Origin of the sequence: Occallatibacter riparius (assembly GCF_025264625.1) — a bacterium.
Taxonomy (GTDB): Bacteria; Acidobacteriota; Terriglobia; order Terriglobales; family Acidobacteriaceae; genus Telmatobacter; species Telmatobacter riparius.
In genome coordinates this window covers 5,750,171-5,776,413 of record NZ_CP093313.1, presented here as the reverse complement: position 1 = coordinate 5,776,413, position 26,243 = coordinate 5,750,171, and the positions used below count along the sequence as shown (strand labels likewise).

Below are 26,243 nucleotides of genomic sequence, written 5' to 3'. Positions count from 1 at the left end.
GCGGCCGGGAAGGGAACCCGGCGCACCCTGCATCGCGCCGTATCGCCTCCCTGGCTTCCGGCCCGCTGCATTCCTGAAGACGCGGATGGGGACAGGCCAGCGTCTTCATTCTTCCTTATCTTAGGCGTTCCGCATGTGATATGCCTCACACCATAGATCGACCCCTCAGAACGTCCCACCATCTCGCAAACTTTTCAACTGCAAACTCTTGTAGTCCCGCTCGCTCCCGCACAGATTTGTCATTCTGAGCGCAGCGAAGAACCCGCTTTTTGGACACTGCTCCACCACGAACCACCCGTGCCCCGTCCTTTCGTGGCTTCTGGCGAAAGGGCGGGAAACCGCAAATACGGATTCACACCTCGCACTCGATCTCCAGAGCCCTCCGCAAGTTTTTCACCCACCTTTCATCATTCAGTAAGAACGCCGCCTCCCCGCGAATGTTAGCTTTCAGGCTGTCTTCAAGGAGGCCGATCAAATGCAGAAGACTCTGATTTCATGTGCCTTGGCAATGGCCACGGTACCCACCGTGTTAGCCCAGGGATTTCACCCCAACTCGTTGGTCGTCAGCCGCAGTGTGTACACGGGCGATGCCTCCACGGTTACCGTGGGCCAGACGCTCCCGCCGAACTGCGTTCCCGGCAAAGTGACTCTGCCCAAAATCGGAGGCGGCACAACCAGCGTCACCGTAACCTGCGCCACCGCGACCGCTGATGGCTCCTACCCCACCGTCTTCAACAACGACGGCCCCGACGGAGCCTTTGGCGTCACCTCGCCGATCTTTCTCGACAACATCTCCACGGAAGGCAAGCTCTTCAATACACTTGCTATCCCCAGCGACCAGATCGTGACGAGCTTCAGCTCCAAGTCCGAGCTCTCGCTGAACCTGTCAGACGACGGCAAGTCGATCACCTTTGTTGGCTATCGCGGCGCCACTGGTTTCCTCACCGCTCCCAACCAGCTCGACGTGTCCAATTCCAACACTCCCGGCGTCATCGACCCCACCAATCCTGTCAACTCTCAGTACTACCGCTCGGTCGCTGAAGTAGACGCCAATGGCCACATCCAGTACACCAACGGAAATGCCTACAGCGGCAATAACGGCCGCGCCGCTTTCAAGGCGAACGGCACTTACTACCTCACCGGCAACAACAACAACGGCGGGCTCTCGAAGTCCCAGCTCCCCACCACGCAGGTCGGTCGCAACCTGGTCAGGTCCACGGGCGCCGAGTTGCTCATTCCCGGCCAGACGCCCCCGGTACCGCCAAGCATCGCCATGATTGGCGATTTCGAGACCACGCAGGTCGGCTACTCCACACCTGACAAGCCCGGCAAAGACAACAACTTCCGCGGCCTGACCATCTTCAACAACACCATGTACGTGACCAAGGGGAGCGGCGGCAACGGCATCAATACCGTCTATCAGGTCGGCAATGCCGGCACCCTTCCCAGTGGCACGCCGGCCGAGCTTGCAGCGCTGCCTATTACCATCCTTCCGGGCTTTCCCACCTCGCTGGCCAGCGGCGTCGATCAGAATGGCAACCCTGCCCCCGTCATGTTCCCCTTCGGAATCTTCTTCGCCAACGCAAACACGCTCTATGTCTGCGATGAAGGCGACGGAGTCGCCGCAGACGCCGCAACCGGCTCCGGAGGTATCCAGAAGTGGACGAAGACCGACGGAATCTGGCACCTTCTCTACACGCTCCAGGCCGGTCTCGACCTCGGCGTTCCCTACGCAGTGTCGAACTATCCCAGCCCCGCCACAGCCGGCTGCCGTAACCTCACCGGCAAAGTCAATGGGCAGGGAACCGTGGAACTCTACGCCGTCACCTCCACCGTCAGCGCCAGCGGCGACCAGGGCGCCGATCCCAACAAACTCGTCAAGGTGATCGACCTCCTCAAGGCGACCACGCTGCCCACCGAAGGTGGCCTCGGCCAGTTCACAGTCATCCGCACCGCCGCCTCCGGAGAAGTCCTGCGCGGCGTAGCCTTTGCCCCCAGGAAATAAACACGGAAAAGCCCTCGCGCAATGCGAGGGCTTTTCCTTTCCCTTTGCGGGTGCCCCCGGTCCCTCGCCTTTGGGGGCCGGGCAGGGAAGCGGCTCAATACGGATGACTCCGCTAGTTCACAGCGACATTCGCTCCTGTACCGCAGCCACCTCCGGCCCAATCCCGCTGAATGCCGCCGTAATCTCCCGCGCCCGTTTAAGCGCGGCCTCCACATTCGGCAGGATGTTCTCCCGGCCCACCTGCTGCGTAAACTCCGACCCCGCCAGCAACTCTGCCAGCTGTTCCCGCGCCCCGCAAAGCAGCAGCGTCCGTCCCGACTTATGCAGCTGGCCCGCAATAGTAAGCTGTTTTTTTGAATGAGTTAAACAAGAATCAGCCGAAAAGGAACTCCTTGTCCCGCAGATCCTTAATCTGATCCCGCAGCTTCGCCGCCTTCTCAAACTCGAACTTCTTCGCCGACTCCCGCATCTCCGTCTCCAGTTTGGCGATGAACTGGTCCACATCCGCCTGTGAGGTAAACTCCGGCACGCCCGCAGTTTCCTCTTCGCTGATGTCGCCATAATCGGCCTTGAGGATCTGCGCCAGCCCCATCTCCATCGTGCTGATCACCGACTGCGGCGTGATCCCGTTCTCCTCGTTGTAAGCCCGCTGAATATCGCGCCGGCGGTCGGTCTCCCCGATCGCCCGCTTCATCGAGTCCGTCATCCGGTCCGCATAAAGGAGCGCCCGCCCTTCGACGTGCCGCGCCGCCCTCCCAATCGTCTGAATCAGCGACCCCGACGACCGCAGGAATCCTTCCTTGTCTGCATCCAGAATCGCGACGAGCGAAACCTCTGGTAAATCAAGGCCTTCCCGCAAAAGGTTAATGCCGATTAGAACATCGAACTCGCCCTTCCGCAGTCCCTGCAGCAGCTTCACTCGCTCCAGCGTTTCAATCTCCGAGTGCATATACCGGCACCGCACGCCCACCTCGGTGTAGTAGCCCGCCAGGTCCTCAGCCATCCGCTTGGTTAGCGTCGTCACCAGCACCCGCTCGTTCCGCTTCGCGCGATCCCGAATCTCCGCCAGCAGATCGTCGATCTGCCCCTTCACCGGCCGGATCTCCACCTCGGGATCGATCAGCCCCGTCGGACGGATCACCTGCTCCACAACTACCCCCGCCGACCTCGTCAGCTCATACGGCCCCGGCGTCGCCGACACGTAAATCGTCTGGTGCACCCGGTTCTCGAACTCCTCGAATTTCAGCGGCCGGTTGTCGCGCGCCGACGGCAGCCGGAACCCATAGTCCACTAGGTTCTGCTTCCGGCTCTGGTCCCCGTACCACATCCCATGCACCTGCGGAATCGTCGCGTGGCTCTCGTCCACAAACACCAGATAATCCCGCGGAAAGTAGTCCAGCAATGTAGGCGGCGCTTCACCCGGCAGCCTGCCCGAGAAGTGCCTCGAGTAGTTCTCAATGCCGTGACAGTAGCCCATCGACTTGATCATTTCCAAGTCGAACCGCGTGCGCTGGTTCACGCGTTGCGACTCCACCATGCGCCCCTGCGACTCCAGCACCGCCGTCCACTCCGTCAGTTCTTCCACAATCGACTGGATCGCCTGCGCCTTCCGCTCCGGCTGCACCACGTAGTGGCTCTTCGGATAAATCGGCAGTCGCGAATACTTCTGCTTTACCGTCCCGAACAGCGGATCAATCTGAGCCAGCGACTCGATCTCATCCCCGAACAGCTCAATGCGATAAGCATTCTCGTCGTAAGTAGGGAACACCTCGATCACGTCCCCGCGCACCCTAAAGGTACCGCGCCGGAAGTCGGCATCGTTCCGCTCGTACAGAATCTCCACCAGTCGTCGCGTAATGTCCTTGCGCGCGATCTTCTGTCCCTTCTCGAGCAGCAGCAGCATTCCGTAGTAAGCCTCCGGCGAACCGAGGCCGTAGATGCACGAAACCGAGCTGATGATGATGGCGTCGCGGCGCTCGAAAAGGCTTCGCGTAGCACTTAAACGAAGCTTGTCAAGTTCCTCATTTATAGTGGCTTCCTTTTCGATATATAGGTCGCCGGCGGGAATGTAAGCTTCGGGCTGGTAGTAGTCGTAATAGCTGACGAAGTATTCGACCGCGTTGTTGGGAAAGAACTGTTTGAACTCGTGGTAGAGCTGGGCGGCGAGCGTCTTATTGTGCGCCAGGATCAGCGCCGGCCGGTTCACCTGCTCAATCACCTTGGCCATGGTGAAGGTCTTGCCGGAGCCCGTAACGCCCAGCAGAACCTGGTGCTTTTCACCGGCAGCCAAGCCTGACACGAGCTCTTCAATGGCCCTCGGCTGGTCGCCTCTGGGTTTGTATTGGGTGACGAGCTGAAAGTCCATGGAGGGATTATAGCCGCGTCCGGAAGGCGAAGATGGAGCGAAGCTGCGGCTTGCGCGAATCTGCTGAGGTGTAAGCTCTTAAGCCATGAACTGGCGGCGGGGATTATTGCTGGCTGCAATTCATCTGGCGGTGGCGATCCCGTGCGTCGTCTGGGAAGAATCCCATATCTGGCAGTGGCTCCGCGAACGGGAGAGCATTCCCGTGACGCCACCGCCAGTGGTACAGCCGAGCGATGGCAATACGGTCTACTTCAGCCCATGCGGCGGCTGGGAGAATTTCTCGACGGCAAGGACGCTCATCCTTGGCGCGGACATGCCGGCAATCGCCATCTCTGGTTGGAGGATGACGTGTCCGGGTCGGTGGCAGATCGCCGGCATGGCGGGCGAGACTTGGTTCCATCACTCGCGCTCCGTCGAGGAGAAGGCATCCCTGGGGCTCTGCGTCTGTGTTGCGGTTACATGGCTTCTGGTTGGTGGGTTTCCCCTAAGACGTCACCCGCGGTGGTACGAGGAACCAGGCGGCTTCATTACTTATTGCACGCTCTGCTCGGTCGCTCTGGTGGCCCTCTCGGGACTCATATGGCTTCTAGTGCAGCTGTGCACGCAGGCACCGCATCCGTGGGCGTTTCCAGAAATGCGCGAGGCACCTGCGTTTCCTTCGCTGTTTGCGATGCTCGCCTGGTATTGGTGGTTCTTCCTCCTTGTGTGGCGGCAGCTGCAAAGCGCGTGGCGCCTCACCCGACGCGTGCCACTGTTTCGTACAGCTACGAGCGAAGCGACGCGGTCGTAATAAATCTGAATGCGCTGCTCACTGAGAATACGGGAATGCCCTCAGAGCCTCGGCAAACTTGTACAAGCAGACGATTCCCGCGAGTCCGATGAGGGAGATCACGACGATCCAAACGGGTCGGGGAAGCTTGTTCATCGATTTGCCCCTGCGCTCCTCAAACCTTTATGTTTTGCGATGCCGTCGTCGCAGCCTGCTCGTCTGATTTCACCGGCACGCACGCGTGAATCGTTGTTCCGCAACCCGACTCTGACTCGATCGCAAGTGATCCATCGATCAACCGCATCCGTTCCCGCATGCTCTTGAGGCCGAGCCCGCGTCCGCTCTCCACGGCACGCACATCAAAGCCCTTCCCGGAATCCGCCACGCTCAGGTGAATTTCCCCCGGAGTTCCCCACAGGCGCACGTCGAAACTGCTGCTCCCGCTGTACTTCGCTGCGTTGTTCAGCGCTTCCTGCATCACTCGATAGAGGTGGAGCGACACCTCGGCAGGCATCTGGGCCGGCACGTCCTCGCTGACAAACGACACGTCGAGGTTGCGCTTCTCGCCGAACTCGCCGCACCAGCTCCTAATCGCCGCGCTGAGTCCCACGATCTTCAGCGTCGATGAGTGCAGCTCGTGCGACAGGTGCTGAATGCTGAGTGACAGCTCAGCGGTCTCTTGCTGCGTCTTCGAAACCTGATCGAGCATGTCATCGGGCAGTCCGCCCGGTGCCGCCTTGAGCATCCCTAAACGGATCGCCAGCAGGGCCACGCGCTGGCTGATGTCGTCATGCAGTTCGCGCGCGATACGGGTGCGTTCCTCTTCCTGCGCCTGGATGAGCCTTCCATTGAATGCGGCCAGAGCCTGCTCCGATTCTTTGCGTGCCGTGATGTCCACCAACTGAGCGACAAAGAATTGTGCGGGGCCTTCGCTGTCCTTGATCCATGAGGCGCTGCACTCGGTGTGAAGAACGCGCCCGCTCTTGTGCAGGCATCGGACCTCCTCTCTGCGGAAGCCGCGTCGCACGTCGATTGCTTCCTCCAGTCTGGCTAGGAGTTCGGTCCAGTCGTCACTGCATACAATCGACTGCAATGGCTGCGTGAGAAGCTCCTCTTCCGTGTATCCCAGGTCACCGCAAAACGTGGCATTCGCCGCCAGGAAGCACCCCTCGCGAGAGACGATGATCATTCCGACGCCGGAGTCCAGAAACACTCTGCGGAATTTCTCTTCGCTTTCTCGCAGCGCGTGCTCGGCCTGCTTGCGCTCTGTGATATTGGATAGCATGCCCATCATCCGAACCAGCCTGCGCTCTGAATCGAAGAACGCCTGATCGGTTCGTTCCAGCCAGACGATGGAGCCATCGGGGCGCACCAACCGGTATTGGATCTGGCTGGTGGGATGGTCAGGATCTCGTTCGCGCAGAGAAGCGGCGACCCAGTCCTGGTCGTCCGGATGGACATGCGACATGAACCCATGAAGCGTCGGGCCTAGTTCCTCATCGCTCACCCCAACCACTTCTTGAACGTTGCCGGAGCGAACCATGGCATCGGTTGCGGCATCCCAGTCCACCGCGTACATCCTTCCAGCCTCGGCCGCCAGCCTGAATCTCTCTTCGCTGGCACGCAGCGCAAGGTCGGCGCGCTTGCGTTCTGCCGCGAGCTCGCGATTTTCGAAATACTCCTTCAGCCACGAACCTCCGGCCAGCAGCGCAACCGTCGCGCTTGCCACGATGAGGCGAAGCTTGCGTACATTGACGTCCTCGGTGCGGTGAAGCGACTCCCAAACCATGGGGATGGCGATCATCACGACGGCCAACGGAGCCCAGCCTGAAGTACGCGAACCTGGTTCATTGATGAGCCTGGCCGCATCGGTATCGGGCTTGGGAATTATGCGGGCAGACACGGGAACCCAGACCAGCCAGCAGGCCGAAGCCAGCAGGCCGATACCGTAGAGCTTGCCGTTGATATAGCCTCCGGCATCGATGGCTAGGTTCGCTGCGGTGGAGCTGACGGCATACAGAGCGCAAGCGCCGAGCAGATGAAGATAAATGCGTCGCCACGGAGCAGTGACACGGAACGAAGTCACGCCCAGAACCAGGATCGTCGCCAGGCTCTCAATCAGGTAGAGATTGTCAAAGCGAGGGCCATAGGCGCCCGGCGTGGCCGCGAAATACTTATATGGAGCGACTACGAAGCCATACAGGAACAGCCAGAAGCAGAAGATGAGAAGCGAATTCCAGATCCAGCGCCGGTCGGATTGCACGTATACGTTCGGCAGAGTGGCCGCCGCCGCCATGAACGGCGCTAGATGGAGAAAGAGCGCGTCGTCCGCGACAGACGTGTCGGGAGGATCGATGTGCAGTATGAGTTCGTAGTAGAGAACCAGAAACTGTTGGCAGGCCCACAGCCCGCAACCCCCTGCCAGCAGGAGCCAGAAAGGCCGTCCGCGCAAGGTGTCCAGAACTCCGTTCCGAATCGAAAAGCCCGCGACCAGCACCAGCAGAAGCAGGTAGCTGATGCCGCTGTAGGAGTAGACGAAGGGCACCGACCCGACGGAAAAGGACAGGACGGCTTTAACTGCGACGATTCCGAGCAGCGCCGCCAGCCACGGAGAGAACCTGCCGGCGGTTGGCTTCAACGAGTTGGAATGACTCATATGCTTGCAGAGTTTTCCAATTCTCCCATGGCCCGGGCGGTTGAGGGAAAATAATCCGGTGTAAGCTCTAAGGCCAAGAAGAGCGAGGCTTGATGCCGTCGATCACGACGGACTGTGGGCGCGAGCGATTTGCGGCAATTTACCCCGCAAAGTACTTCCGGCTCGCAGTTTGCGTCTAAACCATGGAAGCTATGTCGTTACGGACGAGTGTTGTGAGATCAAAATTACATTTCGTTGTTGCGGGTATGGTTCTGGGCGCCTTCGCTTGCCAGGGAGCGCGCAGCCAGCAAGCTCCGGATGCTTCGCCTGCGAAGGCCAAGGCCAGTGGACAGCAGGTGACGCTGCCCGTCGTAGTGCGCGACAAGAAGGGCGCGATCGTCTCGAGCGTGCAGAAGAGCGATCTGTCTCTGACCCAGGACGGGCGTCCGCAGACAATTGAGAGCCTTTCGCGCGATGCGGCAAGCCAGCCGCTCATGATCGGGTTGATGGTGGATACGAGCCGCCCTATGGGTGGCGCGATGGAGGCCGAGCGCAAAGCTCTCGGCGGCTTTGTAGACCAGGCATTGCCGGCGGACGGGAGCAAGGACCAGGCGTTTCTCATTCACTTTGACCGCGAAGTGGAGCTGCTGGAGGACTTCACCGCATCGCGCGACAAGCTTCACCAGGAGATCGAGGATATGGGTTCGACCGGGACGCGGCACGATGATCGCGGCGGCCCGGAGACCACCGGGGACGAGCGGACTCCCACCACGAACAGGCGCGCGACCGACCAGCTCTACGATGCCATTTACCTGGCTTCTGATGAAGTCATGAAGGACAAGAAGGGCCGCAAGGTGCTGGTGATCTTTTCAAACGGCGGCGACCGTGGCAGCAAGGAAACGCTGAACGACGCGGTGGATGCAGCCGACAAGGCGGGCCTGTCCATCTACACCATTTTTTTCAAAGGCGAGCAGGAGAAATCCGGATTCGCGGAGTATCCCGGTAGCCATCGCGGCGGAGGCTATCCTGGCGGAGGCGGAGGCTACCCGGGCGGCGGAGGCGGCTATCCAGGTGGTGGCGGCAATCGCAAGCAGCCCGAGCCCACCAGCGGCAATGGCATCGACGGCAAGAAGATCATGCAGGAGATCGCGACCCGCACAGGCGGCCACGCCTACGAGGCCAAGCACACGTCAGATCTGGAACCGATCTACAAGCTCATTTCGGAGGAGCTGCGCAACCAGTATCTGCTGACCTACACGCCGGACAAGGAAGACAAAGACGGCGGATTCCACAAGATTGCGGTGACCGCCGGCAACAAAGACTGGACGGTGTCCGCGCCTGAAGGGTACTACGCGCCGGAGAAGTGAGAAGGGCAGGGAACAGCGAATAGGGAATAGGGAATAGCAAACAAAACAGCGCCGGTCAATCCGTTTTACGTTGCGTTCGTCTTCGGTTCTGCTCGCAGAAATGGCGCTCTCGGTAGCTTTCTACTCCCTACTTCCTATTCCCTGCCTTTACGCTGCTTCCGCGCGGCGCATTTCGATGGTCTTGGTCTGGACCAGTTCCTCAAACAGCGCACGATAGTGGATCATTGCGGTGCGCAGCTCTTCCGTGGTGGCTTCGTTCTTTCCGGCCGTGATCGCAATGGAGTTTGCGCGGCGATAGGAATCGATCAGGCGCGGGTAGTGCACGGAGAGATCCGACGAGCGCTGCTCGAACGTGGTGCCTGGATAGCCGCGCGCCACCAGGATTGCGTTGATCAACTCGTCCGCTTCGACGACCGCTCCGCGCGGATGATCGACGAACCGGGCCTGAACCGTATCCCATTCCGAAAGGAAGCGGGCGCGCTGGGTGGGCGAGAGCGGTCGCACATCGAAGCGCGCCGCGCGATGCAGCCGCGATTCCAGCGCGGCTTCGGCGCGCCGGCGCGAACCGTAGTAGGCCAGCGCCGTCTCGTACACGGGTCCGAAATGGCGGCGCAAGTCCTCAGTTCGGCGACGGCTGCGCTGGAGGTGCACGCCGCACGCGATCAGCAGCATGACGACGAGCACCACAACGCAGGCGCCGATGATGATTTCCGGGCTGTATGCATTCAGATTCATAGCGGTATCCCTCTCCTGTTTGGATCTGAATCAGCACCCCCGGACCCCTATGCTGACCATTCCTTTGTCGGGTGGGATGTGAGGCCTACGTGGGCTGTTGCTTCACAATGTGGGCGAGCGAGAGACTTGTAAAGAAATTGTAAAGATTGATGTTTGAACAATTTGCTTGTCGCTCGCATTGGGTTCAGCTATAAGCCATTCTCATTGTCGTGCGGTTGATGGTTCATTTCCCTGACCGAAGGCCATAGATGTCCGTCGACTGAATCCGGTGCTCTATTTCCAGAGGGAGCAGGAACACTTCGCTCGCGCGAAGCAATCATCCATGCCGGGGCCCGGGTGAATGGGGCACTTAGGTTTCTGGTGACCTCACGACCGGGCCGACTGCCAACCGAAATTACTCTGAAGCTCACAACCAGAGGAAATGCTGGTCATGAAATGAGATGGAGGAATCGCTCCGCAAAGTTCAACTCGCTGGTCGGGCTCAGACAGCCGCGCGCACGGGGGAGCCCATTTACTGATGAGTACAATCAGGCATTCTTCGTTATAACGACTTGTTTCGGCGCTATGGAATTTGGTAGTCCGATAAGATAAATGGAGTGTGTCGTTTAGTTTGATTTTAGGCGAATAAATGGAGAAGTAAAAACAGGGGGAGGGGTAGCTAATTTTCTAGTAACCCCAGTTACTTTGTAGTTAATCGCCATTTTTGCCTTTCGTGGGGCAGTGCGCGACCAATGCTGCTTTGCTCTCTCGATGAATCGCTGCGGGAGATGATTCATGAGACACTACTCCCTGCCTTCTGAAAGACCGTTCGATGATAAGGACGTCGGAATTACCGTGTATGTGATGGCGGTCACGAGAGTGGGGGGGCTGTTGGGGATCTCCTCATGGCCGGGCCAACTGCTTCATGCCTACGCTGTGAAGCTCTGGAGTGATCTATCAAGCCACTGCTCGTACCAGTCCAGAAATCCGATCCTTTTTCCGTGTCCATCAACCTCGGGGAAGATTCCTTTTCCGCCGGCCTGGTCTTCTCTCCATACTTCCCCTTTGGATGGGCCAGAAACAATTAGAAAGTTCCGAATTGCACATCCCTGATGGCAAAGGTAGAGAGCGCCTGGAAGAAACATTCCAACAAACTTTCCGTCTTTATCCCATTCGATGCCTTCCACATTGCCGGTGTCATCGCCTCGCTGCCATTGATCTGGATTGAAGGACGAGGTCCAGGGGAATGGCTTCGCTAAGTCGCCGCCATACATGTTGAGGAATTCGGGGTCTCGGCTGTCGAGGGCGAACAGTCCATTAAATGGCCCCGCACAACCATGCCCAACCTCCATCAAGAATCCGCGGTATTCATAAGGCAATTCAACCCCGTGCTGTCGCTCGTATTGCTGTAGCTGCATTTCTCCGAGAGAAGGGCCAAGCCGATATTCATGGGATTTCGCTCCATACTGCTTAAGCGATACATCGACCGACCGCAAATGTTGTAACTTCTCGCGGATCCGATGAAGTCTCTCAGAGACGTGCAATCGAGAGAGCCTGTAGACCCAGAACGGAGCGTGTTCCGGCACTCTCGCGTCAGACAGTTCTTTGAATTCAAGAGCATCTTCCTCCGACTTCAAAAGCCCAAAATCATTGATCCTGTCACGCCACCTGGCCCTCAACACTGCCCGTTCTTCCCCGCTGTATCCACAGTTCGATAGAGCACTCAAAAAGCCCGCGTCCGCCACGTCGAAACCAAGGCAGGTGCTACCTTCCGGTACCGTTTGCGGCTCGGGAGTCGAATCGATGAGAGAGTATGGAAAACCAAGACCTGGAGGATTCTTCGGAACGAGAAGTTCCACGGCGACCAGGATGGCTGTTCGACCCTGTTGTACTAACCGCTGTTGCATCCTGGCTAGATTCGGCCATAAGCCATTCTCATTTTCCTGCGATTGATCGCTCATGCCCCAGACTGAAGGCCATACATGTCCGTCCACTGAATACGGTAACTCGATCTCCGGGCGAAGCAGGAACACTTCGCGTACGTGGCCGGGAAGGGGAGTTTTCCCGCCATCCAGTGCGGTTTCATTCGCATCGAAGCCGACTAAACGCCAATCTGATGAGTTCATTCTGTTTCGATAGCTCCACCGGAACAAGCTGTTGTCTCTACGTTGATTTGAAACACTCATCCACGATAAGGCTCGGGATGAATGGGGCACTCAGGTTTGTGGTGACCTCATGACGGGCCACCTGCCCGATGAGCAGCTTTGAAGCCCTCGCCGTCGCCGCCCTCCGTCGCTGGTGTTCTGAGCGCTCCGCGCTGCGCTCCGGTCTAACGGTCAACCTGCAAGCCAGCGGCTACACACCACGCCAGCAGCGCGCCCACGATTCGCGCCTAGTGCGCGTCCTCAGCTTTGAGCAGGTCTTCTCCACCCTCGCAGATCGCCAGCAGTCCGCTCTACTGCTGGCCTACCGGGACAACCTATCTCTCACCGCCCTTGCCTCCTGTTTGCGGTGCAGTGTCCCGGAAGCTCAGGCGCGCGTATCCGGCGCGCGCCTGAGTCTCGCAGACGCCCTCGACCGCCGCGCGCTGCTCTAACTCGGTCCAACTATCATGGAGAAATGCACATTCTCAAGGACCCTCGTCGGCCCGGACTCTGCGATAACTTCGACAGTCTCCCTCGGTGCGTCAACCTTGATGACCATGTAGGTTCTGTCGCCCTCTCCTTGAACGCGCACCCGCTCGCATAGTTTCGGAATAGGCATTGGACCTCCTGAGATGCTGCCCTCTCAGCTGGCCCTGTAACCTTTCATGGGGCCGGGGGGGTAACAGCAACTTACCCGGACAACTTGGCCCGAACCAACTAGGGCGAGCCCTAGGTTCCGTTCTGACCACGGCAAGCATGCCATAAAAGACCATAGGTAGCTATACCTATACGCGCCCTTTGGTATCTTCTGTTCAAGTTCGTAGGCTTGCTTCCATCCGACCAAAATTGCGCTCGAAGTGATGTTCACCATGCAATAAAAATTGAGGAATTAGTCACATAACTAGGGTATTCCCCAACTAACCCGCCGCCTCGCCCGGCGCTAGGCTGAGGACCGGGCCAAATCCCCCTTGCTCCCAAGGCCTCTCATGGATACCCCTCCCCTACGTGTCCTCGTCGTCGATGACAACCAAGTCATCGCCGATATGTTCTCCTCGATCCTGAAAGCCGCTGGTAACGATGTGCGCACCGCCTCCACCGGCGAAGAGGCCGTTGTATGCATTCTCAAGTTCGCCCCCCAGGTCGTGATTGCCGATGTGGTCTTGCCTCGTATGAGCGGCATTGACCTCGCCAACTGGATTGCACATCATTGGCCCGCAACCAAGGTTCTGCTGCTTTCGGGAGCCGAAGCGAGCGTTGCGTTAGCTGAGGAAGGGAACCACAGAGGACACTCTCATACACTGCTGGCCAAACCCGCCCACCCCAAGGAGATCCTTCATTTCGTAGCCAGCTGCGCGCCATCGGCCGAGTCTCGCTCGTGACGGCCGAACACACCGCGCGCGAACCATGCGCCCGCGGCCTTCACCCGTCCGCCCTTCGCTCCGCTCCACGCATCGCGCGCCAGGCATCACCGCGGACACCGCGCACAAGCCATTGCCATTGGACACATCCCAATTCGTGGTCCACGCGCTGGTCTGTCCGAAGGGCCGAGGTTACGCATTCCGCGCGACCCACCGAAACGCTCCCGTCGGTCGCCTCGGTGGTGTGTCACGCGTCGTGCTGCGGTGTGCGCGTGATCAGCGCCCGGGCTCTGCCGTCGAGGTTCACGGCCCGCACAGCGCTTCGCTTTCCTAATTCCCTGGTGGTTGGCGCCCCCAAGCCCCTGCCTCAGCGCCCCCCCCGGCGAAGCTCATTCCATCCGCGCGGACGGACACCCTAACGCCCTTTGCATCTCGTCCCGCGCGCGTGCCATCCCAGCGCTGGGAATCAATTCAGCAGGGCCCCAGGACAAAACAACAGCAACCGCAAAAGCATAGAGCCCAACTCAGCGGGGGCCATCTCAAGCTGCGGGGCGCAGGCGCCTCCGCAAGGCGCGCCCCTCCGCCCGACGCATCCCAATGGCAAAAGCTATAGAGACCTGTAGATATGGGGGCGCGGCTACGCACCACGACCGCAGCGTCGCCGATGAAGATCCCAAATAAGAAGACCGTAAAGGTCCACCATAGGATCAGCAGGGGACTGCCCGTGCGGACATTGAGTTGGGCGGCATGAATCATCTCCTTTGAAGGTGAGGCGGCGGTAGGCATGACGGAACTGAGCGAACTGCGCACGGCCCGACTCCTGGTTTGTCACACAGTAAGGTGCTGATGATCACTTATCGGGTCTGATTTTGGTGGCCTAATTGCCGACGGATTGGTTCGCCTCCCGGAGGCGTATTTCCCTCCTTTTCCACACACCCCCTTGAGACACAATCCAAAACGCCCCGTGGGAAACACCGAAATACGAGTGAGGAGGTAAGTCCATGCAAAGGCTTTTTGCGTTTGCCGGTAGAACTCTTATCACCGCAGGAGTCGCAATTTTCACGATTGCGATGTTTCTTCCCATCTCCGCGTCTGCTGCCAGAACCACTGTGAGCGTAACCAACAATACCCCATACCCGATGAGGGCAGTTTTCAAGGCGGTCGGTTGCGTTCAGTTTTTCAGCGGCAGCGCCGACAGCAACGAAACATCTGACGGGGTTTATATCAACAATCGAACAGATGAGGTATGTGCTGTCAAAGATGTCGCTTCCGGGGCTACTGTTTCGTATGAGTTTGGCGGAGGCACATCGGGCCGAAAGGTGTGGGCCGAGATACTTTCCATCTCATCGCAAATGCTGATCCCGGGTGATCAGAACGATGCAGTCTTCCAGGCAGCGTGGAACAGCGCCTATGTCAACAATTCAGCGATCGTCAAATCCAACTGGGCTTACGGTTACGACTTGTATGACGATCAGAGCAACAGTTGCGCGGTGAAAGGCTTCGGCATTATTCACGATGCGCATGTTACCTGGACAAAGTTTGAAGTTCACGAAGACTGTCACGTCGACTACTGTAAAGACGAGCTGTTCAAAGCCGATTGCGGCTCTGTGGTGAGCCAGCCCGAGGCGATATTCGTTGGGGTGGGCGAATGCGAAACCAAGGTTCGCAACCGCATTGTTGACGGCGGCCGCACTCTCCTGCAGCAGGTGGTGGGAGGCTTGGCGGATGATTGTGCTGCCGGCGCCAAGAACCATGGGAAAATCGTCAGCTGCATCACTCAGGGGCTGGACATTTTGGCTCAGGTCAAAGTGATCACCGGCGCGGAGAAGGGCGCCATCACGGCCTGCGCTGCGCAAGCGTTTCCCGCGGGAAACATTAAGGCGCGTTGATGCACGCTCGTGTTCAAAGCCGATTGTGGCTCTGTCGTGAGTCAACCCGAAGCGCAGTTCGTAGGGGTTGGCGAGTGCGAAAGCAGGGTTCGCAACCGCATTGTTGATGGCGACCGCACTCTCCTTCAGCAGGTGGAGCTCAGGCGCGCGTGTCCGGCGCGCGCCTGAGTCTCGCAGACGCCCACGCCGGCTCTGACGCACCACGCGCATCTAGTGACGAAAAGGTAACTTCCGAGCCTAGCCCACGCCCTAGACCGCCGCCACCTGCTCTAGTGTCTTCCCTTGTCTGAGACTTCCTGGGCCGACAGCACGTCATCTAGTCAAACCTTATGAAAGACCACACGAGCCTTCCGAAGGTCGGAGATCACGTCCAAATCAGCGGACGTCCCGAAATCTATGTTGTCGCCGCTATCAATGAAGAAAACCACAGCGTTTCATTGATCCCCGCGACCAGCACCGAACAAGCCTCCGCCACCAAGGTCATCTCCATCGATCCCTCGCAGTCCAGTTCTGAGCCGATCCAGAGCCACTTCCGCCCGATTTACAGAAAGCCCTAGACCGCCGGCACCTGCTGTAATGATGCCAGTAGCACGAAAAACAAAAGGGGCATAGCCCTGCCATGCCCCTCAAGAATGCTCTCTGTGTCTTTCTGAACGAGCGTAGACCGGCGGCGACTTTCGTGACACTAGGGAGAACCCCTGAAACCGAACAAAGCTATGTCGGTCGGCGGACGTTCGCGATATATTGGTGTCCCGGACCTGTAGCGATGCAAGATTCCTTTCCCCTCCGCGTCCTCATCGTGGACGACGAGCATAGCGTCGCCGACACGCTCGGTATGATTGTGCAGGCCAAAGGTCACACGGTGCGCGTCGCCTACAGCGGTGTACAGGCTGCGGGCCTAGTTGAAGCCTTCAAACCTCATGCGGTCATCTCGGACTTGATGATGCCGGGCATGGATGGCTTCGAACTTGCCGAATGGATCGAACAACGCCACCCGGAAGCACGCATTCTTTTCATCTCGGCGGACTTCAACCTGATCGAGGAGGCAAGGCGCATTGCTCCGGGTGGTCGCCCTCGCAACGCGCTCCCTAAGCCCGTTTTACCGACTGACATTCTGCGATTTCTGGATGCCTGTGCCGTTGGAGCCGTTCTCTAGAATCCTGCGGGTATGTCGCACGCCTTCACCTGCTCACCGCAGGTTCCTCGGCTTCGCCTCGGGATGACACTTCTGGGGTGGCGTGGGTTTGGTGGCGAGCCCTGGACGGAGAAGCAGATTCCCTTACGGGAATGACAGAAAGAAGAGCAAAGGCAAAAGCAAAAGGCAAAAGCTCGGCTGGGTGAGGTTCGGTGGCTTCCCACCCTGTCGCCAGAGAAAAGGCGACAGGATGGGGCACGGGAGGTTTGGTGGTGAGTCTTTCAAGAAGCCAAGGCAAGAACAACCGCAGATCCCTCGGCTTCGGCTCGGGATGACACTTGTGGGGTGGAGTGGGTTGGGGCAAGAAGAGGGCTGCCGGGCAGGTTGAGACTGCGGTAAACTTGGCCCAATGCGCGTCTTCGGAATTGATTGTGGCACTGAGGTCACTGGCTTCGGTGTGGTGGATACATGTGACGGCGAACGGGATGCGCGGCTGGCATGCAGGGCACTCGGGGGGATTCAGCTGCCGAAGAGCAAGCCGCTGCCGGTCCGTCTGGAGCAGGTGTATCGCGAATTGCGCGAACAGATTGCACAGTGGCGTCCGGACGTGGTGGCGGTGGAGGAAGTGTTCTATTCAGTGAACGCGAAGTCGGCGCTGAAGCTGGGGCAGGTGCGCGGGGTGGCGCTGCTGGCGGCGGCGTGCGAGGGGCTGCCGGTGGCCGAGTACGCACCATTGAGGATCAAGCAGAGCGTGGTGGGTTACGGGCTGGCCAAGAAGGAGCAGGTGCAGTTCATGGTGCAGCGGCTGCTGAACCTGGCGGAGCTGCCGCAGCCGGCGGACGCGGCCGATGCCCTGGCGATCGCCATTTGCCACATTCATACGGCGCAGACGCTGGAGATGCAGGGGGCGGGGCGATGAGGTCCTGCTTGCGGCAGTTCGCGTTGTTGTTCGTGGCCGCTTTTGCCGTTACGGCGTACGCGCGGGCTGAGGGTAGCTCGCTGTTCGAGGTCGAGTTCTCGAATCCGGGGCTGATTCCTGCACAGTGGACGCTGGAGTTTCATCCGGATGGAACGGGGCACTTCAGAACGGAGCGAGGTTCGGCGGAAGGTCAGCCAGGTATCGAAGCTCGCGATGTTGATCGCGACATTCAGCTGAGCGCCGAGTTCGCGGCGCACGTCTTCGAGATAGCGGAGAAGAAGAAGCTGTTCAAGGCCGGGTGCGAGAGCCATTTGAAAGTCGCTTTCCAGGGGAAGAAGAAGTTCACCTACACGGGTCCGGCGGGGCAGGGAACCTGCGAGTTCAACTATGCGAAGGATCCGGAGATTCAGGCGCTGGGGGACTCGCTGGTGAGCGTGGCAACCACGCTGATTGAAGGCGCCCGGCTGCAGGCTTTGCTGCTGCACGACAGGCTGGGTTTGGACCGCGAGACGCAGGTGCTGGTGGAGTCGGCTGCGGATGGGCGGGCGCAGCAGATTGGTTCGATTCGCGACATTCTGGAGCGGCTGGCGGAGGATCCGGCAGTGCTGGAGCGGGTGAAGCGCCGGGCGCGGATATTGCTGACGAAAGCGGACGCAGGGGCGTAAGGGCAGGGAACAGGGATCAGGGAACAGGGAACAGAAAAGCAGGGAAAAGGGAGTAGGGAACAGGAAATAGTAAAGCAGGGTTTGGGGGGAAGGGAGTAGGGGTTAGATTGCGCCGGCATTCGGCGCGACTTTCGGGTTAGAGAAGGTGTCTAAGTAGTGTTGGGCAAGTGGAGATGCACGTCGCGGGGGTCGAAAGGCTAGGGGACGTCATGAAATCGGGAGCGTGGTTGCGGCGGGCAGTAGCGGTTGGTTCGGTAGCGACGGTGATGATTCTGGGCGCGGCGGTGCGGGCCGATGACGCGAACGGCGGCGGGACAGCCGGCGGTTCAGGGCGCGCGGTTCGCCTGAGCAGCGTGGACGGTCAGGTGCAGGTCTCGCAGGGCGGGGATGTGCTGGCGGACCATGCCGTTGCGAATACTCCGCTGTTTGAGGGAACGCAGATCACCACGGGCGAAGACGGGCGGGCCGAGATCCAGTTTGAGGATGGGAGCGTGGCGCGCATTCCTCCTGAGAGCTCGCTGACGTTGAGCGTGCTGAAGGCCGGCGACACGGAAATGACGCTCGACAGCGGCATGGGCTACTTCGAGCTGCAGGATGGAAATCAGGCCAGTCCGACGCGGGTGCGGTTCGGAGGGGACGTGGTCACGGTGAGCGGGTTCACGGTGCTGCGCGTGAGGCTGGATGAGGCGCCTGGCGAGTTCGCGGTGTTCTCAGGCAATGCGCATATCGACGGGACCAATGGCGCGTCGCTGGACGTGAAGGGCGGCGAGAGCGTTGCGCTGAACAACCTGAATCTGTCGTCAACGATCGAGCCGGACTCGTGGGACGCGTGGAACTCCGACCGCGACCAGGAGATGACCACCGCCGATGTTGGGACGACCGCGGCGACTGCCGACCAGCCCAACAGCAGTAATCCGGCATGGAGCGATTTGAATTCGAACGGCACCTGGTACAACGTGCCGGATCAGGGCTACGTGTGGTCTCCCTATGAGGCGGAGGATGCCGGTTGGGATCCGTACGGTAGCGGCTACTGGATGTGGACGCCGTCGTACGGGTACATGTGGGTGAGCGGCTATAGCTGGGGCTATATGCCCTACCAATGCGGCGCCTGGAACTGGTATGGCGCGTTCGGGTGGGGATGGGCTCCGGGCGTGTGCAATCCGTGGTGGAGCGGCGGCGGAGGCTGGTACTACAACGTGGGCTATTTGCCGGTGTGGTACCGGCTGCCGATGCGTCCGCATCAGCCCAGGCCGAGACCCGTGCAGGGCGGACCGGGAGTGAGGACACCGATTAAAGTGCGGCCGGTGCTACCCATCGTGCGGGTGATGCGCAATGAGCCCGGCGGCCCGGGCGTTCTGCCGCCGCGCGACGGCGGGCATCCGATCAGAATTGGCACAGCAGTGGCTCAGCCGCTGAAGCCGGTGGCCATTCCGCGTGAAGGGTTCCACAAGACCTTTGTGACGGCGGGACCGGTGAACGGGGAGCCGGGCCGGACGGCGAATCCGGGTGGCACGATCCGCGGTCCGTTGGTTCCGGGCAGGCAGGGATATGCGGCTCCTCCAGTGGCGACCGCGCCGCGGCCGGTTTATGCACCGGCTCCTGTGCAGCGGCCGGGTTACACGCCGGCGCCGTCGCCGGGTCCGGTGACCGCTCCGAGGACGCCGAGCGTGCCGGTGTATCACCCGGCGCCACCGCCTGTGTATCATCCCGCGCCAGCGCCGGTATATCGTCCGGCACCTGCGCCGGCTCCGGCACCGCGTTCGGCTCCGGCTCCTGCGCCACGTCCTTCGGGTGGCGGCGGAAGCCATGTGTCGGGCAGCCCGCACAGGTAATCACAGGTTGGATAAAGAAGGCCGCTTCAGGAAATGAAGCGGCCTTCTTGCGTCCAGGCGGATGTATTCTGCGGGCATGAAAAGTGCGGCCGAATTGATCGATGAGGGACGCCGGGCTCGCGCGGCCGGCGATCGGGACTCTGCACGGAAGTACTACGCCGAGGCTGCTGCGCAATACCGGCAGGAAGGGCTCACGCTGGCCTGGGCGCATGCGATCCGCCACATCGCGGATATGTGGCTGGAGGAGTCGGAGTTTGAGACTGCTCGGCCTTTGTATGAGGACGCGCTGGAGGCTTACCGGGCGAGCCTGGAGACGCGGGTTCTGGACCTGGCGAACACCTTGCGGCCGTATGCACTGCTGAATGCAGCTGTGGGCGACCGCGAGCTGGCGCGCGCTTCCTGGCTGGAAGCGAAGGCTCTGTATGCTTCGCTTCGCGTGGAAGAGGGAGTCGCGGAATGCCAGCAGCATCTGGCTTCTCTGCAGGGGACTAAGCGGGAATAGAAGGGCACTTTGCCGACTACTGATTCGCAACCCTGGTTGGATTCAGGGATGTGTTGACTTTGCTCGCAGACGTGGACGATGGCCGGTATCTTTGCTCAGCCTAGGCATCATCAGTCTGGGATACGCCTTTGCTCACCTGCATGGCATCTCGATGTATATGTGGGGCACACAGGTGCATTGGAGTTCAACGGCATGGGCTGTGCTGATCTGCGAACTGTTGACGGTGCCGCTGCTGCTCGCGGTGACGTTTTACGTCCAGTCGCGTAAGACCGATTTTCTCTGATGCTTCCGACGAAAGCAGGCTCGAAACCATCTCTCAGGGGTATTCGCGGCTGAAACTTCCGCCTTGGCGGTGACTCGATCGGAACGTCACGATAAGACAATCAGCTAATCTTCGATTCTCTCGAGAGGGCCTCTTCGATCAACCAAATCGGCCCGCATACATATGCGAAATCAAGCAGCGCCACTCCAAGAATTGCCTGCGGGGACATCCACGCGTCTGACCAGTGGACGAAACGGATTAAGACCACATGTGACGCGGCTAGTAGCAGCAACACGGCCCAGAACCAAACCCTGTGCCTCAGACGACGCCGCGACCACATGGTGTAGGCAAAAACCCCTGCGCAAACAGCGGCTGCTCTCGCCCTGCCCGGGTCCGCGATGAGCAGGTCGAGCGGAATCATCACGCACAAGAGGATTACCAGTGCCACTTTTCTGTTCTGATTGTCGGGTTCTTCCAAGTTCTGTCTGTCGGTGTCTTCCAAGATGAACGCCCCGGAACGCTGCGCTCATTCTATGCGCTGATCGAAAATAGCGCTCTGATTACTGGTTCTGGACGAGTGGTCGGCAACTGGGAAGTATCGACTTCTGCGCGTAGCAGTCGCACCCCGGTCTTGTGCTCATTTGTGTCGGCCGCGCCCGGAGAGGTCTTAAGGCAGTTGCTTGACAAGCCGGGGTGCGTGATGGCAACGTAGTTTGCTACATAGGCCGCAGCTAGAACTGAAGACTCGTCAAGAGTGCCGGAGTTTTGAGTCTGGAGCTTCGCGTGAGGGCGATCGGACAAACGGAGGGAACCATCATGGACAGGAAGTCTCTTTCACTTATGAGAAGTGTGCGTTGGAAATTCTTCCTTCTTTTCCTTGGGATGATTGCGCTTGTGCCGCAGCCTTTCAGGGCTCAGGTGTCGGCCGACGACTCGGTCGATGACGTCAAGGTCCCGACGCCACAACCTGCGATTCCGGCGATCTTGAAAGCGTTCGAGACGTTTGAGGTCGTAGCGATGCCGGCCGCTCATGGTGATAAGGACATTGACGACTTCATCCTTTCTTTCATTCGGGACCCGCGCTTTTCGGCATCGGTGAACGACATCGTTGTTGAATGTGGGAACAGGCGGTATCAATCCATCCTTGATCAGTACATCGCCGGCGAGAACATTCCGTTCACCGAAGTGCAGCATGTGTGGCGAGACACGACGGTTCAACAGATGTGCGGAGCGTCCGGCTTCTACGAGCAGCTTTATCCGCTTGTCCGCTCGCTCAATCAGCACCTTTCTGCAACGAGCCGTTTGAGAATCGTTGCTGCGGATCCGCCGATCGATTGGAGCAAGATTCGCTCCTACGAAGACCTCACCCCATTTTTCGACCGGGATGGAAGTATCGCATCGGTGATGGAAAGTGAGGTGCTTTCGAAGCACCGCAAAGCGCTGATGCTCTTCGGAATGTTCCATCTGCTGCACGGTGGCGGCCCGGGGGAAGGAGATGCCGTGACGAGGTATGAGCGCCACTACCCCGGCAGAACGTTCGTGATCGGCGGTTTTGGGTACTACGGTACGGACGGCGAAGAGCTCGGGGATTTGAACGCTCCGGGCGGTGTTTGGCCGTCGCTGTTGAGAACAAAGAACAGCCGATTCGGGTCGCTAGGCCTTGAGGCGTTCCTCCCGTCGCCGATCACAACAGACGGGGACTGCAATGTCAGCGAGGCATTCGGGGGCAAGCCTTTCAAGCCGATTGCAGATCAGATGGACGCCTTTCTCTATCTGGGTCCACTGCGGTCATCACTGGTGGAACCCCTTCCGGCGGATATCGCGCTGGATCGGGCCTACAGATCTGAATGGCTGCGCCGGATGAAGCTTGTCGGTATGCCCGGTCCTTCGACGCCGGAAGAGATGGATGCTGGGATCGTCGCGAGTGCGGCGGACCCCATTATGCGCCCTATTCCCAGACACCCGGTTTCAGAAGAGATGAAGTCGAGGATCAGGCAGGACTGTCTGAACAACAAGCACCCTGCCGCAAACTCCGCGAAGTGAGAGCCGAAGACGACTGTCCTGCTGGACACGCTTCGTCGTTCGGCATCTCATCTTCGAGAAACAGGCTCTATCTCAGTGGCCCATGTCGTGCGGGACAGTTACGATCGCTGCGGATGAAGCCAGGTTGCCGGCATTATCGCGGGCGCTGACGGTGATGGCGTACTTCCGCCCATCGAGGTCGTTTCCGTTTCGCGATGCCCGCAGGAAGACCTTGAACGAGTACGACCCTCCTCTGGCCAGGCTCACAGGCCCTTGCGGTTGAACGGTTCCATACTCATCAACCACTGCGAAGGATGCGGTACTGGGGTCAACGCCTGACAGACTGTCGGTGACGAACCCGGAGACAGTAACCGGAACCATCGCCCCGTTGGCTGGCCAGAGCGAGGGCGGGGAGACTGATACGCGCACCACAGGGGGCGTGACGTCGACGCCGAAGGTTGCGGTGGCGGGCGCGCTGATGTTGCCGGCGTTGTCGATGGCGCGCAGGCCCACAGTGTAGGGTCCCTCTGCTGTCACTCGCGTGGAGGCCGAGTTGCCGGCCGCTGCGGAGACGGGGCCATCGTTGATCCAGTAGCGTAGCTGCTGCACGCCGCTGCCCGAGTCGTTCGCACTCAAGTCGACGGTGACGGGGAGCGAGTTGATCCATCCCTGACTGTTGGCCGCAGGTGAGGTGGATATGAACGCGCTCGGCGGCGCCAGATCGAGGTTTACGGGATACGGCAGCAACACCACTCCGGTGCGAGCAGAAAGTGTTACTTGTACGTTCCCGCCAGTCACCGAGTAAGTCGCGAGGGAGATCGCATCCTGCAACTGCGTGCCATCACTGAACACCCCGGCGACGGGGATACTCGCGGCGTTGCTGGCCGCGCCGTTGTTCATGGCTACGAGCGCTGACGATTCATTGGCCAGCATGCGCGCGAACGCGTATGTGTTGGGAGCCGTGTTGGGCTGCTGGGTGTCTCCGGTTAGCAGCGTGATGTAGGCTCCATTACGCAACGCCGGGTACTGCTTACGCAGATGGGAGAGTTTGGTGTAATACGAAGAGACTGAGGTGTCTGGGGGGCCGTAGATGGAGGGATCACCGGCTTGATCCGTCCACGGATAGGGTGGCCGGGTGTAGGGATCGCCGTATGGCCCGTTGCCGCTGCTGCTCTTTGACGGCGAGTTCACCGCGACTTCATCGCCGTAGTAGACCATGGGCGCGCCGACATACGCGAATTGGAACAGGGCTGCGAGTTCGAGCCGTTGTTTCGCCTGCGTCAGTCCGCTGTCACCGGTTTCCGTGAGTACATAGAGCGCGCGGTTGACGTCGTGCGAATCGAGAAGGTTGAGCATGGCCGCTGTGGCCTGACCCGGGTAATCGTCGCGCACCGCGCGGATCGCGTGATCGAACTGACTGGGGCTAAGTCCCGGAATATCGTTCGTGCCGTTGTTGTTGTCGTCGTGCCATTCGGCGTTGCGCGCGAAGCCGATGATGTTTTTGCGGAAGCGATAGTTCATCACGGAGTCCATCTGGTCGCCCGCCAGGTACTGGCTGGCGTTGGGCCAGATCTCGCCGATCAGCGGGCCGTTGACGTTGTACTTCTTGGCGTAGCTGCGGTAGTCGTTCCACCACGGATGCCCGAAGTTGCCATCGTCCGCTACGTCGAAGCGCCAGCCGCTCGCGCCGCGGCTGTACCAGTATTGCGTGACGTTGTTCGGGCCGCGATAGAAGAAATCCTTCACAGCGGGGTTGGTGTGATCGAACGTCGGCAGGCTGTCGAATCCGAACCAAGCCGGATAATCCGATGAATTGCATGGCACGTTGTCGTCGTTGAAGTGGAACCAGCTTCGCCACACGGAGCTCAGCGACTCGCATGCTCCATCGGAGGCGTAGCGATGATAGCGGTCGAAGTAGAGGCCGTCGGACGAGGCGTGATTGAAGACTCCATCCAGAATGACCTGCATGCCGCGGCGGTTCATCTCCGCGATGAGTGACGTAAAGGCTGCGTCGCCGCCCAGCGCCGGATCGATTTGCAGATACTGATCGGTGTCATAGCGGTGATAGGAGCGTGCCATGAAGATGGGGTTCATGTAGATGGTGTCGAAGCCGAGGGACTGGATGTAATCGAGCTTGCTTTGTACGCCCGGCAGATCGCCGTTGTAGAACTGGGTGAAATTGTTGTAGCAGGACGAACTGCTGTCACGCGGGTCGCACATTTGCGCATTCCACGTGTCGTAATGAATGACGGTGCTCGGATCGGTTCCGTAGAAACTTGGACAGCCTGTGGTGGATCCGGTGCGGCAGTAGTCATTCGTCTGGTCGCCGTTGCGGAAGCGGTCAGGAAGAATGTGATAGACGTTGGCCTGCTGCAGCCACGCCGGAGTCTGGAAGTTCGGATCGTAGACCGTGATCTGGAACGAATTGAATGGCTCGCCGTCCGTCGGTTTGCCGGTTCCGTCTTTGTGGACGTTGTCGTTATCGTCGAGGTAATCGTCGCTGTACCAGCCGTTGGTCTGATCTCTGTTGATGCGGAACTTGTAGTAGTAAACCGTGGTTGCAGACGGCATGGTGAGGGTGGCCTTCCATGCGTCCAGCTCGGTGCCGTTCACAGTGAGGTTCTGATCGAACGGCATGTCGGTGTCGATGGGGCCTGTGGTATTGCCCGTGGCTGTGTCGAATAGATAGGCACGGACTTTGACACCCCAGATACCGCTGGAGTGCAGGGTGGTAAAGCGCAGCGTGACCTGGGCATTTTCGGGCACGGCGCCTTCCTGGTCTCGGTAGATGGGATCAAACGTGTCGTGGCGGAAGCCGGCGGAGTCGGCAGCGCTGAAGCCCGAAGGCTGTTCCAGCGAGAAGGGGGGTGTGCTCGTGTTTTTTCCGGTGTTTACGACTGCATAGTATTGCGTTGCCGTGGCACTTGTTCCGACGAACGCTCCTGGATTGTCGGGCGGGGCCTGTCCGTAAACGTAGCCGCCGCCCGAAGTCAGATACCCAAAGAAGGCGAAGGAGGATGGCATTCCTCCGCCGGTGATGGCGCTCCACGGAATCGCGACCTCGCGTGTGTTGTTGTTGCCGCCATTGTCGGCGTACTGGCCGTAGTAGGCGGTCGATCCGGTCCAGCCGTTATTGCCGTCGGAGTTGCGGTATTCGCGGTAACCATTCTTGAAATAGGTGACGAAGGCGGCGCGGAACGGCAGAGTCGAGAACTGCGCGCCGTCGTAGTTGAAGCCACTGGAACTCCCGTCGGCGTTCGTGCAGCATGTGGCAGGATTCTGCGGATTGCCTTTGACATAGAGGACGGCGCCTTCGCTTACGTTGGCATTCACGATGGCCACATAAAGGTTGCTGGCGTCCCATGTCATGTACCAGGTCTGTCCCGTGTTGCCGGCATTATCGAGCTTATTGTTCGTTCCGTACTCGTTCGAGGTGATGGTGCCGTCGATGGCCGGCGTGTTCCATTGGGCTTGCACGGAAGCCGAAATAAACATGGCGATGGTGGCAACAAGGGCAAATTTGAACGCGCTACGCCGCATGGCATCCTCGCAATCTTGGGGGGATTAGTTGACTGGAAAATTCCGCAGATTTCCGATTGGCCCCGACGGGCAGACACTATACGCTCCCCGGATGCCTTATCGCCACACAATTTAGTTTCT

At 59.5% G+C, this 26,243-nt stretch carries 21 protein-coding genes; 14 read left to right on the top strand and 7 right to left on the bottom strand.

Annotated elements, in window-relative coordinates; genetic code table 11:
- The first annotated feature begins 475 nt into the window (after positions 1 to 475).
- On the top strand, positions 476 to 2,005 hold the full coding sequence (locus MOP44_RS23665; RefSeq protein WP_260792876.1) for a hypothetical protein: 1,530 nt from the start codon (positions 476 to 478) through the stop codon (positions 2,003 to 2,005).
- Between the two features lie 117 nt (positions 2,006 to 2,122).
- On the opposite strand, the gene MOP44_RS23660 is transcribed toward MOP44_RS23665, so the two are convergent.
- Positions 2,123 to 2,275, bottom strand: a complete 153-nt coding sequence (locus tag MOP44_RS23660) for a hypothetical protein (RefSeq protein WP_260792875.1) — start codon at positions 2,273 to 2,275, stop codon at positions 2,123 to 2,125.
- Between the two features lie 103 nt (positions 2,276 to 2,378).
- The gene (gene uvrB / locus MOP44_RS23655; protein ID WP_260792874.1) at positions 2,379 to 4,370 is read right to left on the bottom strand and encodes an excinuclease ABC subunit UvrB; all 1,992 of its coding nucleotides are present in this window, start codon (positions 4,368 to 4,370) and stop codon (positions 2,379 to 2,381) included.
- An 85-nt stretch (positions 4,371 to 4,455) separates the two neighbouring features.
- Here uvrB and MOP44_RS23650 point away from each other — a divergent pair, with 85 nt between their 5' ends.
- Entirely contained in the window at positions 4,456 to 5,160 is a 705-nt protein-coding gene (locus tag MOP44_RS23650) for a hypothetical protein (protein ID WP_260792873.1), read from the top strand.
- 154 nt (positions 5,161 to 5,314) lie between these two features.
- On the opposite strand, the gene MOP44_RS23645 is transcribed toward MOP44_RS23650, so the two are convergent.
- Positions 5,315 to 7,795, bottom strand: coding sequence for a PAS domain-containing sensor histidine kinase (locus MOP44_RS23645; RefSeq protein WP_260792872.1), 2,481 nt, complete (start codon positions 7,793 to 7,795; stop codon positions 5,315 to 5,317).
- Between the two features lie 245 nt (positions 7,796 to 8,040).
- Between MOP44_RS23645 and MOP44_RS23640 the strand changes: the two genes are divergently transcribed.
- Positions 8,041 to 9,141 carry a VWA domain-containing protein gene (locus MOP44_RS23640; protein WP_260792871.1) on the top strand — a complete coding sequence of 367 codons (1,101 nt, stop codon included), beginning with the start codon at positions 8,041 to 8,043 and terminating at the stop codon, positions 9,139 to 9,141.
- 147 nt (positions 9,142 to 9,288) lie between these two features.
- On the opposite strand, the gene MOP44_RS23635 is transcribed toward MOP44_RS23640, so the two are convergent.
- Both MOP44_RS23635 and MOP44_RS23630 read right to left on the bottom strand, forming a co-directional pair.
- Positions 9,289 to 9,876: a hypothetical protein gene (locus MOP44_RS23635; RefSeq protein WP_260792870.1), complete on the bottom strand. Its 588-nt coding sequence runs from the start codon at positions 9,874 to 9,876 to the stop codon at positions 9,289 to 9,291.
- A 908-nt stretch (positions 9,877 to 10,784) separates the two neighbouring features.
- Positions 10,785 to 11,981: a hypothetical protein gene (locus tag MOP44_RS23630; protein WP_260792869.1), complete on the bottom strand. Its 1,197-nt coding sequence runs from the start codon at positions 11,979 to 11,981 to the stop codon at positions 10,785 to 10,787.
- A gap of 128 nt (positions 11,982 to 12,109) precedes the next feature.
- Between MOP44_RS23630 and MOP44_RS23625 the strand changes: the two genes are divergently transcribed.
- The 10 genes from MOP44_RS23625 to MOP44_RS23580 all read left to right on the top strand — a co-directional run bounded on the left by MOP44_RS23625 (position 12,110) and on the right by MOP44_RS23580 (position 20,582).
- Complete coding sequence (locus tag MOP44_RS23625) at positions 12,110 to 12,451, top strand: hypothetical protein (protein WP_260792868.1); 342 nt, start codon at positions 12,110 to 12,112, stop codon at positions 12,449 to 12,451.
- 534 nt (positions 12,452 to 12,985) lie between these two features.
- The gene (locus tag MOP44_RS23620) at positions 12,986 to 13,378 is read left to right on the top strand and encodes a response regulator (RefSeq protein WP_260792867.1); all 393 of its coding nucleotides are present in this window, start codon (positions 12,986 to 12,988) and stop codon (positions 13,376 to 13,378) included.
- 980 nt (positions 13,379 to 14,358) lie between these two features.
- The gene (locus tag MOP44_RS23615; protein WP_260792866.1) at positions 14,359 to 15,246 is read left to right on the top strand and encodes a hypothetical protein; all 888 of its coding nucleotides are present in this window, start codon (positions 14,359 to 14,361) and stop codon (positions 15,244 to 15,246) included.
- 329 nt (positions 15,247 to 15,575) lie between these two features.
- Positions 15,576 to 15,803 (top strand): hypothetical protein, encoded by a 228-nt coding sequence (locus MOP44_RS23610; protein ID WP_260792865.1) that lies wholly within the window; start codon positions 15,576 to 15,578, stop codon positions 15,801 to 15,803.
- A gap of 242 nt (positions 15,804 to 16,045) precedes the next feature.
- Positions 16,046 to 16,402, top strand: a complete 357-nt coding sequence (locus MOP44_RS23605; protein ID WP_260792864.1) for a response regulator transcription factor — start codon at positions 16,046 to 16,048, stop codon at positions 16,400 to 16,402.
- A gap of 388 nt (positions 16,403 to 16,790) precedes the next feature.
- Positions 16,791 to 17,300 carry a crossover junction endodeoxyribonuclease RuvC gene (gene ruvC, locus MOP44_RS23600; protein WP_260792863.1) on the top strand — a complete coding sequence of 170 codons (510 nt, stop codon included), beginning with the start codon at positions 16,791 to 16,793 and terminating at the stop codon, positions 17,298 to 17,300.
- The gene (locus tag MOP44_RS23595) at positions 17,297 to 17,965 is read left to right on the top strand and encodes a hypothetical protein (protein WP_260792862.1); all 669 of its coding nucleotides are present in this window, start codon (positions 17,297 to 17,299) and stop codon (positions 17,963 to 17,965) included. Before ruvC ends, MOP44_RS23595 begins: the two co-directional genes overlap by 4 nt.
- 209 nt (positions 17,966 to 18,174) lie before the next feature.
- The gene (locus MOP44_RS23590) at positions 18,175 to 19,797 is read left to right on the top strand and encodes a DUF6600 domain-containing protein (protein ID WP_260792861.1); all 1,623 of its coding nucleotides are present in this window, start codon (positions 18,175 to 18,177) and stop codon (positions 19,795 to 19,797) included.
- 76 nt (positions 19,798 to 19,873) lie between these two features.
- Positions 19,874 to 20,299, top strand: coding sequence for a hypothetical protein (locus MOP44_RS23585; RefSeq protein WP_260792860.1), 426 nt, complete (start codon positions 19,874 to 19,876; stop codon positions 20,297 to 20,299).
- Between the two features lie 91 nt (positions 20,300 to 20,390).
- Complete coding sequence (locus tag MOP44_RS23580; RefSeq protein ID WP_260792859.1) at positions 20,391 to 20,582, top strand: hypothetical protein; 192 nt, start codon at positions 20,391 to 20,393, stop codon at positions 20,580 to 20,582.
- A 100-nt stretch (positions 20,583 to 20,682) separates the two neighbouring features.
- On the opposite strand, the gene MOP44_RS23575 is transcribed toward MOP44_RS23580, so the two are convergent.
- Positions 20,683 to 21,063 (bottom strand): hypothetical protein, encoded by a 381-nt coding sequence (locus tag MOP44_RS23575; RefSeq protein ID WP_260792858.1) that lies wholly within the window; start codon positions 21,061 to 21,063, stop codon positions 20,683 to 20,685.
- A gap of 338 nt (positions 21,064 to 21,401) precedes the next feature.
- Between MOP44_RS23575 and MOP44_RS23570 the strand changes: the two genes are divergently transcribed.
- Positions 21,402 to 22,604: a hypothetical protein gene (locus MOP44_RS23570; protein ID WP_260792857.1), complete on the top strand. Its 1,203-nt coding sequence runs from the start codon at positions 21,402 to 21,404 to the stop codon at positions 22,602 to 22,604.
- A gap of 72 nt (positions 22,605 to 22,676) precedes the next feature.
- On the opposite strand, the gene MOP44_RS23565 is transcribed toward MOP44_RS23570, so the two are convergent.
- A complete protein-coding gene (locus tag MOP44_RS23565) occupies positions 22,677 to 26,123 on the bottom strand; it encodes an alpha-amylase family glycosyl hydrolase (RefSeq protein WP_260792856.1) in 3,447 nt (1,148 codons plus the stop codon).
- Positions 26,124 to 26,243: the final 120 nt, after the last annotated feature.